The organism is Oryzibacter oryziterrae, assembly GCF_021864535.1.
Taxonomy (GTDB): Bacteria; Pseudomonadota; Alphaproteobacteria; order Rhizobiales; family Pleomorphomonadaceae; genus Pleomorphomonas; species Pleomorphomonas oryziterrae.
This window is the reverse complement of record NZ_JAKJIC010000016.1, coordinates 1-15,379: the sequence shown is the minus strand read 5'-3', so window position 1 is coordinate 15,379 and position 15,379 is coordinate 1. Positions and strand designations below refer to the sequence as shown.

The following is a 15,379-nucleotide window of genomic DNA, read 5'->3' as shown; positions in this document are numbered from 1 at the left end:
GTCCTCTGTGGTCAACCGATCAGGATTTCGCCCTTGCCGAGCGAAGCCATGTCCCCACGATAGCGCTGTGCCACCTGAGGCACCAGAGCGGCAAAGCCGGCCCCGGCTTCGCTCGCTACCCAACGGCGCAGGAGCGGCAGGAAGGCCTCCGTATAGCTCCCCGAGAAGACGAAAGTCGGCTCGATATCCTCGACCGTTCCGGCAATCAGCGTCCCGCGCTTCATGCCCTGGCCGGCGCGCCGTCCGAGCGCCGCGCTTATGATCGTGCCGCCGACCATGCGCGCTCCCGCCAGTGCACCGACACTGCCTTGCACCAGGATCACGCCGCGCCTCAGCCGGTCGCCGAGAAGATCGCCGGCATTGCCCTCGATGATCAGGGTCGCCCCAGCCAAGCCGGCCATGGCGCCCGGAATGGACGCGGCGGTGGCGTCGGCCGCATTCCCCGTGACGCGGATAACCCCGCCAGTCGCCGCAGTCGCGCCATAGGGGCCGGTCAAAGACCCCGCGACAACGATCTTGCCCGACTTCATGCCACGCCCGAGATAGGCACCGACATCGCCGTCCACATGCAGGGACGCGCCCTTGAGCCCGGTTCCCACGCCGTCAAATCGGTCAGAGCCGCCGGCAAACCGGATATCCGTCAGATCGGTCCCGCTGACGGTGAAGAGATCCCCGACCACCACGCCCGTCGGCGTTGTCCCGATGCCGAGGCGCTCGATCTCGCGCGCCGACAGATCCTTGAGCTTGTCCGGAACCAGCAGGGAAAGGTCGAGCCTTTCGGGCGGGGCGGCCTTCAGCGTAAACGTGAGCGCGGCCATCAGACGATATCCCTCAGACGGAAATGGTGACGGCCGAGATTGCCGCCGTAATTGCCCGCAGAAATGCGCTGGATGCCCTTGTCCGGGCCGAAGGCGCAGGCCGCGTGCAGGGCGCGCTTCATGGATTCCAGAATGGCCTCGAAGGAGAGGCCGTCCATCACCAGTTCGAGCACGGAGCCGGTATCCATGTCGAGCAACGACCCCGGCTCTCCGCGCAGGTTTGGGCAGAAGGCGTTGTTGGTCGAGGCGAACATGCCGGCATATTTGGAGCCGACCTTGGAGCCGGAGCGCACAATGCCGCCAGGGAAGGGCAGGATCACGCCGGGCACCGTCATGGCCGCTTCCGCCGCCGCCTCGGCCGCCGCCAGCACTTCCGCCTGGCTGCGGCCGAGTATCAGCACGTTGCCGCCGCCGATCGCCACATCCGCCATGCCCGTGTCATGCTCGATCAGGAACTCGCCTTCCATGACGGGGACGCGCCAATAACGCTTGCGACCCAGCTTCTTGGCGATCTGGTTGCCGTCGCCGAAATAGCGCAAGGTTGCGCCGAGCTTCAGCCGCTTGCCGCCGTCGATGCCGGAAAAGCAGGCCGCGCCCGGAGAGGTCAGCACGCACTGACCCACCCGATTGCGCAGCTGCAGTTCGAGGCCGGCTGCGTCAAAGCCGAAGATCAGCACGCGGAAGCCGGGCCGCCCGTCGGGCGTCTCCTCGGGCGACAGCTCGCAATCGATGGCCGCCTCGCAGCCGCAGGCGATCACCGAGGTGGCAAAGCCCGTCATGGTCTTGGCGGCAATCTCGGCCCACTTGCGTGTCGGCGCCGTGATCACCACCCCGGTGGCCGACATGTCGAAGGCCTCGGCGAAGGTGTCATCGATGCGGACGCCGTTGACGATCATGTCCTGCATGGTTCCACCTTGAAGATGCTGCGTTCGCCGAAGGCGGCTTCCGGCACGGCGAAGGCTGCGGGGCCAAGGCCATAGCGGTCGTTGAGATAGTCGGACATTCGCCGGTCCATCTGGGCATCATAGTCCGGCGTCAGGATCGATGTGCGCCCGGCAATCCAGCCCAGCGCCTTTCCATCCTTCACCGCCACACGCCCATCCTTGAACACCAGCGATGCCGAGCGGAACATGGCGGCACGATCGGCGAGGTCGTCGTAGACCGCCACGTCCGCCACGGCGCCCGGCTTCAGATGGCCGCGGTCGTGCAGCCCAAGCAGCCGAGCCGGGGCAGCCCGCGTCATGATGGCAATTTCCTCGAAGCTGTATTCGCGCGTCATCGACGCAAGCGACGACTTCTCGCGTACTTTCTCGGGCATGCTCTCCAGCCAGCGCGCCCGCTCGTCGGCGCTCATCAGCAGATGGATGATGTCGGGATAGGAAGTGAACACGCCGCCATTGGGATGGTCGGTGGTCAACAGTACCCGCCAGGGATCGGGCGACAGCAGGAAGATCTCGAGGCCGATCGCCCATTGCAGGCAGTTGACCCAGTTCTTGGCCTTGTAGGCGAAGGGCACCACGCCGCCGCCTTCCGCATCGCCGTCGGTGATCGAGAACTTGCGCGGGGACGCAAACTTCGAACCGGACCATTGCTTCATCAGGTCGAGCGAAATCGTCACAGTCGAGCCGAACATCACCTGTCCCACGTCGCAGGTGATGTTGGGGGCACCCGCCAGTGCCGCGGCGATCTGCTCGGCACCCGAGCGCATCGAGCCGTCGGCGTCCTTGCCGTAGGCATAGAACTGAATATGGGCGAAGTGCAGCCGGCGCCCCTCGGCGGCGGCAATGGTGGCATCGATGGTATCCGGCGCACCGATGGCGCCGAGATTGTTGGCATGCACATGCAGGGGATGCGGCACGCCGATATCGTCGACGGCGGTCAGGAGTGCCGACACGATCTGCCGCGACGTCGCACCGTAGTGCGGCACCGTATCGTCCAGATCGAAGGTCCGGAGACCGGAATGGAATGCCGCGGGACCGCCCGCATTGATCACCTTGAGACCCAGGCCCTTGGAGGCCTTCAACGCATAGGCAATGCTGTCGCGAATGGCGGTGCGCCCTTCGCGGGCGCGCAGCTGACTCAGAAAGTGGTCGTCATTGCCCACCACCGTCAGCGCGCCGCGGTCAATGATCGGGATGTCAGCCATCTCGAGATGGGTCTGCATGGCCTGCGCCGGTGCCAGAGCCGGCTCGATTACCGTCGTGTAGCCCATCTCCGCATAGAGACGGCCGATCTCATAGCCCGACCATTTCGACGTGGAGAAGGGCAGGCCGGCATCGCCCGGCGCTTCGTTCACATGCAGCTCCGGCAGAAGCAGCCGGCTCATGGTCACATTGCCGCCGGCGATGTGCGAATGCACGTCCACCGCGCCGGCCATGATGATCTTGCCCCGGCAGTCATGCACCTGGTCAATGGCCTCGCCGGCGGCGGGGGACGAAATGATGCGGCCATCCTCGATGAAGACGTCGCGAACGCGGGTCTCCCCGGAAACGGGGTCGACGACGGTACCGCCCTTGAGCTGGGTAATCATGCTGCCTTGTCCTTGATGGCGGCGGAAAGGAGGCTGAGAACTTCGGCCACCGACGGCAGATCCTGTGGCGCGCGAGGTTCCACATGCGCAAATCCATCGCGGATGGCGTCGGTCAACACGCCGGCATGGGTGATGCCGGGGACACCGACCTCGATCACCACGTCGGCCCTGCATTCCTGCGCGCCGTGGTGGATCAGCGCCACGGTCGGCACCTTGCCGGCCCATTCAGGCAGCTCCGGCCCGAGGGCCCCGACCCACACCAGCGCATCGATTTCTCCGGCCCCCACGGCCCGCTCGAGATCGAAGCGCCAATCGTCCTGCTCTGGATAGCCCCGTCCCATGCCGACAGGCAGCCGTCCGCCGGTGGTCCAGGCGGACACCAGATTGGCGCCGCGACCATGGTGGTGCGCCGGAACTGCCAAGGTCGTGAAGCGCGTCTCCGCATTGAGCGCCTTCACGAGCGCCATCAGGCTGTCATAGGCCACATGGTCGAAGTCATGGGCGTCGGCGACAACCACGCCAAAACTCGCCGCCTTCATCTGCAAGGCCGCCGCGTCGATGGCCGTGACATCGAGCCCTTCCGGCGATGCCGCAACGGGCCGCCCGCCGAGCCGGGCGCGCAACAGGCCGATCACCCGGTCCAGTGGCAGATCGTCACCCAGCACCGCCACGTCGCCGTCTATGGCCATATGCGCCGGCCGTGCGCCGCCGGTTCCAATGCAAAGCACCCCGCGCGGTCCGCGCCAGGGATAGAGGCCGCCGCCGTTGTCGAAGACGCTGGCGTGACCGGCCCACGCCACCGCGCCCGGCCCGACCAGGACGATCAGGTCGCCGCGATGGCGGGCTTCCGCCGCCGTGGTGACCATCACGCCGCTGTCGGAGAGGACGCGCAGGTCCACCCGCTCGTAGACCGTCGCTGCGTGATCGACGATGGCACCAATCTTGAGGCCGAGCGCAAGGGCAGCCCTTACGCCATCCACGTCTGTGCCAAGCCCGCCGATGGCTGGCTGGCGTGCCTTCGCAATGAGGCGCGCCGCACTTTCGACAGTCTCGACAAGGCTCTCCCGCCCTTTCGGCCGAGTGCCACGATGATCGGACAAGGCAAGCCTCCCACGTGTTGTTCCTTGTGCCATGATCGCACTTCGAATCGGGGCGAGGCAAGCGTTCGGCCAGCGGGCATTTGTCGCGGAGCCCAAACCGCCTATTCCGCCGCTACCACGCGGTTTCGCCCGGTTTGCTTGGCGCTGTAGAGCGCTCTGTCCGCCTTTCGGATCAACTCGTCCCACGTGCGGGTCGTGCGTCCTGCTGTCGCGACCCCGATCGAGGTCGTCACGCGCAGGTGCACATTGCCCTCACAGGCGATGGAAATCTGTGCGATCGCCTTCTTCAGCCTCTCGGCAACGATCTGCGCTCCTTCGAGCGAGGTTCCGGGCAACAGCACGGCAAACTCTTCACCCCCGACTCGGGCGAGAACGTCCACACTGCGCAAGGCAGAGGAAACGGCCGCGGCCACGGCCACCAGCACCTGGTCGCCAGCCGCGTGGCCATGCGTGTCATTCACCAGCTTGAAATGATCGAGGTCGAGGGCCAGCACCGACAAGGGCTGCGAACCGCGTTGAGCGTCGTCGAGCGCCCGGCTCGCCACTTCCCAGATCCGCCGACGATTGGCGACGCCTGTCAGGGGATCGGTAATCGCCTGGTGCCGGATTTCCTGATCCAGCCGCCGCGTCACCATCCAGATATAGCAAGGCGCGATCATGAAGGTCAGCATGATGCGGGCGGCCAGGGCATAGGTCGTCGTCGGATCTGCATCTGGTGCGGTGACACCGGGGTCAAAATAGATGAGCCAGTAAAGGATGCGTGTTGCCAGCATCATCGACCAGAGTACGTAGAAACGACCGGCCCAGGTCGAGGCGGGCCTCAAGGAGTCGTCGCTGCGGAACATCAGGACCAGTGCCGTGTAAAGCGCGATGGTTCCGCGAAATCCGGCCTCGGCTATCGTGATCGCCTTCATGTTCTCATAGTTGTCGAAAGCGAAGTAGTAGAACTGGAGCGCAAAAGCCGGCAGGAAAAGCAGCCCCGGCAGGAGATAGTAGGCAGGACGCCGCAGAAACACGACCATGCCGGCAAGCGCCACGACACTTGCAAAATCCACGACACGATTTCCCACAAACTCCCAGACGAGGTCTGGAAATAGGTCGTAGGACGACATGAGAAAGAAGCCGACCGCGTAACAAAAATCCGACGCCGAGATGAGTAGTATTCCCTTGTCGCGACCTGTGTTGAGGGCCACGAGCAAGGTTATTGACATCGATAGTATATGAAGCGCAAAATTCAGATTGAAAACTGTCGGGTTGTCGAACTGGAGAATTTGAAGCATCTTGAGGGCACCGGTTGCGCCAAGCAGGCTCTATAATCGTAAGCATCAACAGCCGCTGGAAATCAAAATACTTCCAGAGCATCTCCAAAACGTTATCTTGGTGCGGATCTTTTCAAATATGCAGAAATTCATATTCATATGGGTGCGAAGCTTGAGTTTGCGTCCTCCAGTGAACAGCAATGCTCGGCCATCTTTCGAAGGCTACTAAGGTCGCAGGATCGGCTCAAGACTTCTGCTGCCTGCCGAATCCCGCCAGGAGACCTTGAGCCTCTCTCGGCCCTTGCGTCTGTTGGTTGGAAACACCGCAGTAAAGGCCCCTGGAGCTTGAACTGGGAAGCGGCCAGTCAAAAGTGCAGGTTGCGTCTGTCAGCAGGATCAAGGCCCATTCTCAGCTGCCTCGCGCACAAGCACATCACTGTCAGAGCGGCACGGCCCCGGATGACGCCGCCGAGCCTATGCCGCGCCCGCAGTCGGGTGAAATGGTGCAGCCTGAACTGACGCCCGGCTGCCCCGCGAGGCGGGGCAAGCCCAAACTGTCGTCACTCCGCCGCAGCCCGCTTTGGCCGCCGCCCGAGCAGATCCTTGAGATAGCGTCCCGTATAGCTGTCGGGCACCTTGATCACCTCTTCCGGCGTCCCTGCCGCCACCACCCGACCGCCGCCATCACCGCCTTCCGGGCCCATGTCGACGATCCAGTCGGCGGTCTTGATCACTTCGAGATTATGCTCGATCACCACCACGGTATTGCCCTGTTCCACCAGTTCGTGCAGCATTTCCATGAGCTTGGCGACGTCATGGAAATGCAGGCCGGTGGTTGGCTCGTCGAGGATGTAAAGGGTACGGCCGGTCGCGCGCCGTGACAATTCCTTGGCGAGCTTCACGCGTTGGGCCTCGCCGCCAGACAGTGTCGTCGCCTGCTGGCCGACCTTGACATAACCGAGCCCCACGTCGCGCAGCGAGATCATCTTGTCGCGGATCGACGGCACCGCCTGGAAGAAGTCGCAGGCCTCCTCCACGGTCATGTCGAGCACGTCGGCAATCGACTTGCCCTTGAAATGCACCTCCAGCGTCTCGCGATTGTAGCGATGGCCCTTGCAGACGTCGCAGGTGACGTACACGTCGGGCAGGAAGTGCATCTCGATCTTGATGACGCCGTCGCCCTGGCAGGCTTCGCAGCGCCCGCCCTTCACGTTGAAGGAGAAGCGACCGGCCTGATAGCCGCGCGCCTTGGATTCCGGCAGGCCGGCGAACCACTCGCGGATCGGCGTGAAGGCGCCGGTATAGGTGGCCGGATTGGACCGCGGCGTGCGACCGATCGGCGACTGGTCGATGTCGATCACCTTGTCGAGCAACTCGAGCCCCTCGACGCGGTCATGTGCCGCCGCCTGCTCGCGTGCGCCATTGAGCCGTCGAGCCGCCGCCTTGAACAGCGTCTCGATCAGGAAGGTCGACTTGCCGCCGCCGGACACGCCGGTGACGCAGGTGAACACGCCGAGCGGAATGTCGGCCGTGACATTCTTGAGATTGTTGGCGCGCGCATTGACCACGCGCAGATACTTGCCCTTCTGCGGCTTGCGGCGCTTGTCCGGCACCGGGATCGCCATTGCGCCGGAGAGATACTTGCCCGTCAGACTGTTGGGATTGGCCATGATCTCCGAAGGCGTGCCTTCAGCGATGATCTCGCCGCCGTGAATGCCGGCGCCAGGCCCCACGTCCACCACATGGTCGGCGGCGAGGATCGCATCCTCGTCATGCTCGACCACGATCACCGTGTTGCCGAGGTCACGCAGATGCTTGAGCGTATCGATCAGCCGGTCGTTGTCGCGCTGGTGCAGGCCGATCGACGGCTCGTCCAGCACGTAGAGCACGCCGGTCAGACCCGAACCGATCTGGCTCGCCAGGCGAATGCGCTGGCTCTCGCCGCCCGACAGCGTTCCGGAGGAGCGTGCCAGCGTCAGATAATCGAGACCGACGTCGTTCAGAAAGCGCAGGCGCTCGCGGATTTCCTTGAGAATGCGCCCGGCAATCTCGTTCTGTTTGGCCGTCAGCCGCTCCGGCAGGGTGTTGAACCACTCGCCCGCTTCCCGGATCGACTGACGCGACACCTCGCCCACATGCAGACCGGCGATCTTGACGGCCAGCGCCTCCGGCTTCAGGCGATAGCCATTGCAAGCCTCGCAGGGATGATCCGACTGGAAGCGCCCGAGCTCCTCGCGCACAACGTCGGAATCGGTTTCCTTCCAGCGCCGCTCGATATTGCCGACCACGCCTTCGAAGCTCTTCTTGGTGGTATAGGTGCGCAAGCCGTCGTCATAGGTGAAGGTGATCTCGTCTTCGCCGGAGCCGTGCAGGATCACGCGCTTGACCTCTTCAGGCAGATCCTTCCACGGCGTGGTCATCGACGCCTTGAAATGCCGGCAGATGGCTTCGAGCGTCTGCGCATAATAGGGCGAGGACGTCCCGGTCTTGGCCCAGGGCAGGACGCAGCCGCCGCGCAGCGACAGGCTGTCGTCGGGCACCACCAGATCGGCCTCGAAACGCAGTGTCGTGCCGAGACCGTCGCACTTGGGGCAGGCACCGAAGGGATTGTTGAAGGAGAAGAGCCGCGGCTCGATCTCCGAAATGGTGAAGCCGCTGACGGGGCAGGCGAATTTCTCCGAGAAGGTGATCCGCTCGGCCTCTTCCTCGCCCTCCTTGCGGTCGGCAAACTCCAGGATGGCAATGCCGTCGGCCAGATGCAGGGCGGTCTCGAAACTGTCGGCAAGGCGCGCGGCAAGATCGGCGCGCACCACGATGCGGTCCACCACCACGTCGATGTCGTGCTTGATCTTCTTGTCCAGTGCCGGCGCTTCCTCGATCGGGTAGAAGCTGCCGTCGATCTTGACGCGCTGGAAGCCCTTCTTCTGCAGGTCGGCCAGTTCCTTCTTGTACTCGCCCTTGCGGCCGCGGATCATCGGTGCCAGCAGATAGAGCCGCGTGCCCTCGGGCAACTCCAGCGTCCGGTCCACCATCTGGCTGACCGTCTGGCTCTCGATCGGCAGGCCGGTGGCCGGCGAATAGGGAATGCCGACGCGCGCGAACAGCAGGCGCATGTAGTCGTAGATCTCGGTGACCGTGCCCACCGTCGAGCGCGGATTGCGCGAGGTGGTCTTCTGCTCGATCGAGATGGCCGGCGACAGGCCGTCGATCTGGTCCACATCCGGCTTCTGCATCATCTCCAGGAACTGGCGCGCATAAGCCGACAGGCTCTCCACATAGCGGCGTTGGCCCTCGGCATAGATGGTGTCGAAGGCGAGCGACGACTTGCCCGACCCGCTGAGGCCGGTCATGACGATCAGGCTGTCGCGCGGCAGATCCAGGTCCACATTCTTGAGATTATGCTCGCGCGCGCCGCGGACGGAGAGATGGCGGCGGGCAATATCGAACGCGCTGGTCTGCTTGGTTGTCATGGGTCATCCGTTCCCGACTGCAAGGCCTCGCTGGGGCCGAACCTTTCAAGAAATCGACTTGGCGCCGCGCGTCAAGTCACTCCGTGCGACGCCCGTCCGCTTCGGAGCGGGCGTGCCGGCAATGTTCAAGTCCTAGCCTCTTCTCCTGACGATACCTGTCAGCAGGCTCACATCGCCAAATCTCTCCTCCGACCTTCAACCGAAAAGTTGCAGGCGGTGTAGATTTCCATTGTGCCCGGCGTTGTCGTTCGCTAGAACGTATCAGGAACGATCTGGCGACGCCAGCGCTTTTTCACCGCTGTGGAAAATCGAGCTTACCGGTTTCGCCAGGCAAGCCTGAGAGCTAGGGTGACGCGATTTTGCCGTCGCCTTTCGGGCGGCGGCTTTGGCATTTGGGCATCGGCCCAGCATTGGGCCCAACAGTGGGCAAGGAGAAGGGCAATGGCGGGAAGCGTCAACAAGGTGATCCTGGTGGGCAATCTGGGGCGCGATCCGGAAGTCCGCCGCATGGGTTCGGGCGACTCCGTGGTGAACCTGCGCATCGCCACCTCTGAAAACTGGCGCGACCGCCAGTCCGGCGAACGCAAGGAGCGGACCGAGTGGCACTCGGTGGTCATCTTCAACGAGAACCTGGCCAAGGTGGCCGAGCAGTATCTCAAGAAGGGCTCCAAGGTTTACATCGAAGGTCAGCTGCAGACCCGCAAGTGGACCGACCAGCAGGGCCAGGAACGCTACACCACGGAAATCGTGCTGCAGCGCTTCCGCGGCGAACTCACCATTCTCGACAGCCGTGGCGAAGGCGGTGGCGGTCGTGGCGAGGTCGGCGACTATGGCAGCGATGGCGGTTCCGATTTCGGCTCGTCGAGCCCGATGGAAAGCCGCGGCGGCCCGCGCAGCGGCGGCGCTGGTCGCGCCCCGGCGGCGGCGCCGTCGAACTTCGGCTCCGACATGGACGACGAGATCCCGTTCTGACGACCGTCTTCGGCGAGTCCATATGAGGTCAGGATGAGTCAGGGCGACTCATCCTGAGTCATGGACCGCCATGCTTGTGCGGCAACAGGCATGCGCAGTCTGCGCAGGTCGACGATTGGATCAGTGCACCGAACAGGCAGGCATGGCCGCGTCAGACGCGGCCTGCGCTTTCCATAGCCTTCAAATTCGCCCGGTGCACATCCTCGTAAGGCGCAAAATAGGTGATGAAGCCCGCCTTGATGTCGTCGGCGACGAAGGTGGCCAAGCTCTCGCCATCCCGTCCCTCGCCGCCGAGCAGACGTTCGAGGTAGCGCCGGTTGGCCCCGATCAGCGTCGGCTCGTAGCCGCCACCGGCGATGATGTCCGGATCGCCGTGGCAGGGGAGCAGGCGGTTGAAGGGCAGGGCAGCGAGCCTCTTGAGTTCCTTCACATGCCTCGCAGTATGTTCGGGCTCGGACACATAGGTCGCCGTGTCCTCCACCGTGTCACCGGCGAACAACAAGGCGGCATCTTCGAGCAGCAACACGGTCCCGTCAGCGCTGTGAATGTCGAAATGCCGTGCCGAGACCAGCCGGCTGCCGATCTTGAGATCGATGCGATCCTCGTAGATGTGGCTCGGCAGAACCAGCGGCCGAATGGGTGGATCACCCGCTTCCAGCTTCAACCGATGCTCCGAAAGCGCCGCCAGCGTCAGCCTGTGCGCGATGATCTCGCAGTCGGCAAACACCGCGTTGCCGGCCACATGATCGTCATGCCAATGGCTCAGCATCACCCGAATGTGCCCGACGCCCACCGATCGCAGATGCCGGCGCACGGCTTGCGCATGATCCAGCGTCATGTGTGTGTCGTAGACCAGCGCCTCGTCGCCATCGACGATGGCATAGGAGGCGATGCCAAGCTTGTAGGCGCCGTCGTCGAGCCAGTTCTCCGCCTGGGAGTGCAGACGCCGCCCCTCGATGCGCCCGTCGTAATAGGCGTAGACGCCGGGTGACGGTGTCAAGATGCGCAAGGTGGCCGTAAGGTTGTGACCAGTCATGGGGTGCCGTCCTCGATACCATACATGTCGTCGTCGGAAAGACCGAAGTGGTGGCCGATTTCGTGCACCAGCACATGGGCGACGATGTCGCCCAGAGCCTCGTCATGCTCGGCCCAATAGTCGAGGATCGGCCGGCGGTAGAGCCAGACGCGGTTCGGCATCTGCCCTGTCTGCGGCACGGCGCTGTCATGGGCCAGGCCGACACCGACGAACAGGCCGAGCAGGTCGAACTCGCTTTCGAGTTCCATCGCCTCGAATGTTTCCTCGTCGGGAAAGTCGGCAACCCGGATTTCAACGTCGCCGGTCAGCTTGCGAAACTCTTCGGGCAGTTCCGCATAGGCTGCCGCAGCCAGGCGTTCGAAGAGGTCGATATCCGGCGCCTTGGCGTTCCACCAGGTGGCATCGTGATCAGAGGATTGCCGGGTCATTGAGCCTTGTCCCAACTTGAGGGCTGCTGCCTCCGCGGCAGGCGCCGCAAATGAACAGACCGGCGAACGAACGCCGGTCTGCAAGATCGGTCTCGATCAGGTGCGACCGAAATAGTCGGCCTTGCCGAGCGGCACCCCAGCGTGGCGCAGGATGGCGTAGGCGGTCGTCACGTGGAAGTAGAAGTTGGGCAGAGCATAATGCAGCAGATAATCCTGCCCGGTGAAATCCAGCGACATGCCGGGGAAGCTGATGTTGATGGGGCGTTCTTCCTGTCCGTCGATCTTGTCGGCCGGAACGCTCTTCACGAAAGCCAGGGTCTTCTCGATGCGCGCCTGGAGTTCCGCGAACGTTGCCTCCGTGTCCTCGAACTTCGGATTCTCGCTGCCCGACAAGCGGGCGGTGGCACCCTTGGCATGATCGCAGGCGATCTGGACCTGACGCGTCAACGGGAACATGTCGGCACAAAGGCGCATGTTGAGATAGACCGACGGGTCGATCTTGCGCTCGGCGGCATAGCCTTCCGCCTTTTTGAGTACACGCGACAGCGCACCCAGCATCTGGACGAAGACAGGTGCTGCGGCGGAGTAAAGGCTGATGGTCACGAACGTCCTCCCTGTGGATTATGAGACGTGCCGCCGCCGTAGGTCAGGCGGCCGCGTCCTTCTCGGGCGATTGCCCAAGGATCGTTTGCAGCACGCCCGGAAAGCGCATTTCCAGGTCTTCGGCCCGCAACACGTTGATGTGGCTCACGCCGACCTTCGAGGTCCGGACAACGCCGGATTCGCGAAGAATGCGAAAATGGTGTGACAGCGTCGATGGCGCCAGCCCCTCGCAGGGCGTTGCCCCGTGACAGCTCAGCCCGTCCTTCTGGCAGTGAAGTTTGCGCACGATCCTGAGGCGCACGGGATCGCCGAGTGCGGCAAGCACGCCCGTCAGGGTGATGTCATCGGTCGCTGGGTGGAAAAATTGAGCCATGGCTCCTTCTACAGTGCGGCTTGACAAAGTTCAATAATTCTATATTTCGAAATTATGGAAATAACGAAGCAGGAGTTTGCCATGTCCCAGAGGTTCCTCGATCAGGTCGTACTTGTCACCGGTGGCTCAACGGGTATCGGCCTTGCCGCGGCGCAGTTGTTTGTGAAGGAAGGCGCCAAGGTCTACATCACCGGCCGCAATGCCGATTCGCTTGAGGCGGCCCGTGCCACCCTCGGCCCCAAGGCTGTCGCCGTACGGTCCGACGTTGCAAGCCTTGCTGATCTCAATGCCCTGCGGGATCAGATTTCTGCGGCTGGCGACCGGCTGGATGTGATTGTCGCCAACGCCGGCATCGCCGAGCGCAATACCTTTGGCGAGACCGATGAAGCCGCCTTCGACAAGACCTTCGACATCAACGTCAAGGGCCTGTTCTTCACGGTTCAGACCATGCTGCCGCTCTTGAAGGATGGTGGCTCCGTGGTGCTCACCGCCTCCATCGTCGCCAACAAGGGCATGCCGAACCTGAGCCTTTACAACGCATCCAAGGCGGCGGTCCGTTCCTTCGCGCGCTCCTGGTCCAATGACCTGAAGGCCCGCCGTATCCGTGTGAACGCTGTCAGCCCCGGTCCCGTAGAGACGCCGATCATGGCCAACGGCCTCAAGATGGACGCTGCCCAGGTCGATGGCTTCAAGGCCGCCGTCGCACAATCCGCGCCGCTTGGGCGCTTCGGCGAACCCGAAGAGATTGCCGACGCGATCGCCTTCCTGGCCTCCCCCGCAGCAAGCTACATCACCGGCGTCGAACTCAGCGTCGACGGCGGCTTGGCACAGGTCTGACACGACAACGCGAAGTCCCGTCGGGGCACCCAGGGTCGCCGCCGGCAATGACACCGGCGCACTTGGGAGATGCAAGATACGGAATGGCTCCCGCTGAGCCATTCCGCCAGACCCTTCCCAAGGAGCCGTCAGCCGGTCAGCTTGAGGTCCTTGACCTGCGAGTTTCTGGCGGCCAGTTCGGCCATTTCACGGGCAGAGGCTTTCAAGGCCGCTGTGTGCCCGTTGAGACGTCCGGCAATGGCATTGATCCGGTCGGAGGTGGCGCGAGTCCTGGAAACGCTGGCGCCAATGCCGTTGAGCACCGCGTTGACCTGTTCGGCTTTGCCGACTGCGAGCGCCGAGGCCTCGGCGATCTCGCCATTGGCAGACTGCTGTGCAACCACGGCATCCGAGACCGACGACGCCAGCCGGGCGATATCGCCGATGATGATCGTCGCGGACTGAATGGCGTCGACCGACTTGCGCGCTGCGGTCTGAACGACCGAGATCTGGTTGGAGATCTCCTCGGTAGCCTTGGCCGTCTGCGAGGCCAGTTGCTTGACTTCGCTGGCAACCACGGCAAATCCACGTCCAGCCTCGCCGGCACGCGCCGCCTCGATTGTGGCATTGAGCGCCAGCAGGTTGGTCTGCGAGGCGATGTCGGCGATCAAGTCGACGAACGAGCCGATCTTCTGCACCGACTCGTCGAGCCCGAAGATCGTGGCGCGGCTGACTTCGGTCTCGTTGACGGCGCGTTCTGCAAGCCGCGCGCTTTCCTGCGCTTGTCCCGCCACCTCGTTGATCGAGGCGGAAACCTCTTCTGCCGCCGCCGCGGTGGTGCCGATGTGGTGCGACGTCGAATGTGCCGACGCCCCGGCATCTTCGGTTTGCTCTACCACTTTTGCGAAGGTGCTGTTGAGTTCGGTGGATGCCTCGGACAGTTCGCGCGCAACAGCGCCAATCGCCGCGTCGATATCGGCGATGGACTTGTTGAACCCCTCGAAGTTCCGTTCCGCGTCACTCACATCCGCCCGCTTTGCCGAAGCTTCCAGCGCGGTGTGGCAGGCAAAGGCGATGGCGGTATCGAGCTGGATGATGCGCATGGCTGCGGAGCAGAGCGTGGCCGCCTGCACGCCGCTCCACCGCTTCTTGCGGCCGATGGCAACACAGAGGTCGGTCATGATCTGGCTGGCCAGTGTAGCCCGGTAGCGGGCATCAAAGCCGGCCGACTTCTCCAGTTTCGCCCGGGCTTCACAGGCCGCTTCCCAATCGCCGTCGAAGGGCTTGGAAAACAGGGCTATCGTCGACTGCTTGTCGCTCGACGCGAGTTTCGTTCCATACTGGGCAAAGGCGGCCACATAGGCTGTGGCAAGCTTCGGAATCTCCGCGTGATTTCGCTCTATCGAGCCGCCGACCGAGGCTTCCACGAGTGGTGCGAGAATTGGCTTGAGCCTCAGGACCTCCTCGTCGACCAGGTACATCTTGATGCGGACGGCGTATGCTGGCGACAGAGAACTCATTCTTTTGAACCGATGTTGTATTTATTGAGTTGATTGCTCAAGCATCGGTGATTGGGCTTAATGTTTCTCTAAGATTGAAAAGACGCGAGATGGGCCAATGGAGCTCGGTTGATCTGAAAACAATTTGAAAATATTTTCACATTGATCTCATGTATGCGTCGATCACATAGGTAATATTGCGAGGTCTATCAGATCTGGCGGTCGGAGGCGCAGGGGCGATCGGCACCTGATGTGAAGAGCCTCCAGTACGGGAGACCAGACGGATGCGGCACTGGGGGCAGCTTGCGCACAAGAAAGCCGCCGGTCGGGTTGTGAAAACCAGACCGGCGGCGGACTACACACTATAAATTCCTGGCTGGCCTCAAGGCCGTCAGAGTGCTTCGTGCTGTCAGACGCTCGAAGCCAGAGAGAAGGCGCTCATGTTGACGATGCCGCGTGAAGTCACAGACGGCGT

General features: G+C 63.2%; 13 protein-coding genes. 2 read left to right on the top strand and 11 right to left on the bottom strand.

Annotation, left to right across the window (positions count from 1 at the left end; all coding sequences use genetic code 11):
- Positions 1-11: 11 nt before the first annotated feature.
- The 6 genes from L2I41_RS16210 to uvrA all read right to left on the bottom strand — a co-directional run bounded on the left by L2I41_RS16210 (position 12) and on the right by uvrA (position 9,177).
- Complete coding sequence (locus L2I41_RS16210; protein ID WP_237154624.1) at positions 12-818, bottom strand: formylmethanofuran dehydrogenase subunit C; 807 nt, start codon at positions 816-818, stop codon at positions 12-14.
- On the bottom strand, positions 818-1,723 hold the full coding sequence (fhcD, locus tag L2I41_RS16205) for a formylmethanofuran--tetrahydromethanopterin N-formyltransferase (protein WP_237154623.1): 906 nt from the start codon (positions 1,721-1,723) through the stop codon (positions 818-820). The genes L2I41_RS16210 and fhcD overlap by 1 nt, the downstream gene beginning before the upstream one ends.
- Positions 1,711-3,348, bottom strand: a complete 1,638-nt coding sequence (locus tag L2I41_RS16200) for a formylmethanofuran dehydrogenase subunit A (protein ID WP_237154622.1) — start codon at positions 3,346-3,348, stop codon at positions 1,711-1,713. The genes fhcD and L2I41_RS16200 overlap by 13 nt, the downstream gene beginning before the upstream one ends.
- Positions 3,345-4,448 carry a molybdopterin-binding domain-containing protein gene (locus tag L2I41_RS16195; RefSeq protein WP_237154621.1) on the bottom strand — a complete coding sequence of 368 codons (1,104 nt, stop codon included), beginning with the start codon at positions 4,446-4,448 and terminating at the stop codon, positions 3,345-3,347. The genes L2I41_RS16200 and L2I41_RS16195 overlap by 4 nt, the downstream gene beginning before the upstream one ends.
- A 101-nt stretch (positions 4,449-4,549) precedes the next feature.
- On the bottom strand, positions 4,550-5,728 hold the full coding sequence (locus tag L2I41_RS16190) for a GGDEF domain-containing protein (RefSeq protein ID WP_237154620.1): 1,179 nt from the start codon (positions 5,726-5,728) through the stop codon (positions 4,550-4,552).
- A gap of 539 nt (positions 5,729-6,267) precedes the next feature.
- On the bottom strand, positions 6,268-9,177 hold the full coding sequence (gene uvrA / locus L2I41_RS16185; protein WP_237154619.1) for an excinuclease ABC subunit UvrA: 2,910 nt from the start codon (positions 9,175-9,177) through the stop codon (positions 6,268-6,270).
- Positions 9,178-9,618: 441 nt separating this feature from the next.
- Here uvrA and L2I41_RS16180 point away from each other — a divergent pair, with 441 nt between their 5' ends.
- Entirely contained in the window at positions 9,619-10,149 is a 531-nt protein-coding gene (locus L2I41_RS16180; protein WP_237154618.1) for a single-stranded DNA-binding protein, read from the top strand.
- A 151-nt stretch (positions 10,150-10,300) separates the two neighbouring features.
- On the opposite strand, the gene L2I41_RS16175 is transcribed toward L2I41_RS16180, so the two are convergent.
- The 4 genes from L2I41_RS16175 to L2I41_RS16160 all read right to left on the bottom strand — a co-directional run bounded on the left by L2I41_RS16175 (position 10,301) and on the right by L2I41_RS16160 (position 12,589).
- The gene (locus L2I41_RS16175; protein WP_237154617.1) at positions 10,301-11,185 is read right to left on the bottom strand and encodes an MBL fold metallo-hydrolase; all 885 of its coding nucleotides are present in this window, start codon (positions 11,183-11,185) and stop codon (positions 10,301-10,303) included.
- The gene (locus L2I41_RS16170; protein WP_237154616.1) at positions 11,182-11,613 is read right to left on the bottom strand and encodes a metallopeptidase family protein; all 432 of its coding nucleotides are present in this window, start codon (positions 11,611-11,613) and stop codon (positions 11,182-11,184) included. Before L2I41_RS16170 ends, L2I41_RS16175 begins: the two co-directional genes overlap by 4 nt.
- 96 nt (positions 11,614-11,709) lie before the next feature.
- A complete protein-coding gene (locus L2I41_RS16165) occupies positions 11,710-12,216 on the bottom strand; it encodes a DUF1993 domain-containing protein (protein WP_237154615.1) in 507 nt (168 codons plus the stop codon).
- Positions 12,217-12,259: 43 nt separating this feature from the next.
- On the bottom strand, positions 12,260-12,589 hold the full coding sequence (locus L2I41_RS16160; RefSeq protein ID WP_237154614.1) for an ArsR/SmtB family transcription factor: 330 nt from the start codon (positions 12,587-12,589) through the stop codon (positions 12,260-12,262).
- An 81-nt stretch (positions 12,590-12,670) separates the two neighbouring features.
- On the opposite strand from L2I41_RS16160, the gene L2I41_RS16155 reads away from it, so the two are divergent.
- Positions 12,671-13,426 carry a glucose 1-dehydrogenase gene (locus tag L2I41_RS16155; protein WP_237154613.1) on the top strand — a complete coding sequence of 252 codons (756 nt, stop codon included), beginning with the start codon at positions 12,671-12,673 and terminating at the stop codon, positions 13,424-13,426.
- A gap of 128 nt (positions 13,427-13,554) precedes the next feature.
- On the opposite strand, the gene L2I41_RS16150 is transcribed toward L2I41_RS16155, so the two are convergent.
- Positions 13,555-14,925 carry a methyl-accepting chemotaxis protein gene (locus L2I41_RS16150; protein WP_237154612.1) on the bottom strand — a complete coding sequence of 457 codons (1,371 nt, stop codon included), beginning with the start codon at positions 14,923-14,925 and terminating at the stop codon, positions 13,555-13,557.
- Between the last annotated feature and the right edge of the window lie 454 nt (positions 14,926-15,379).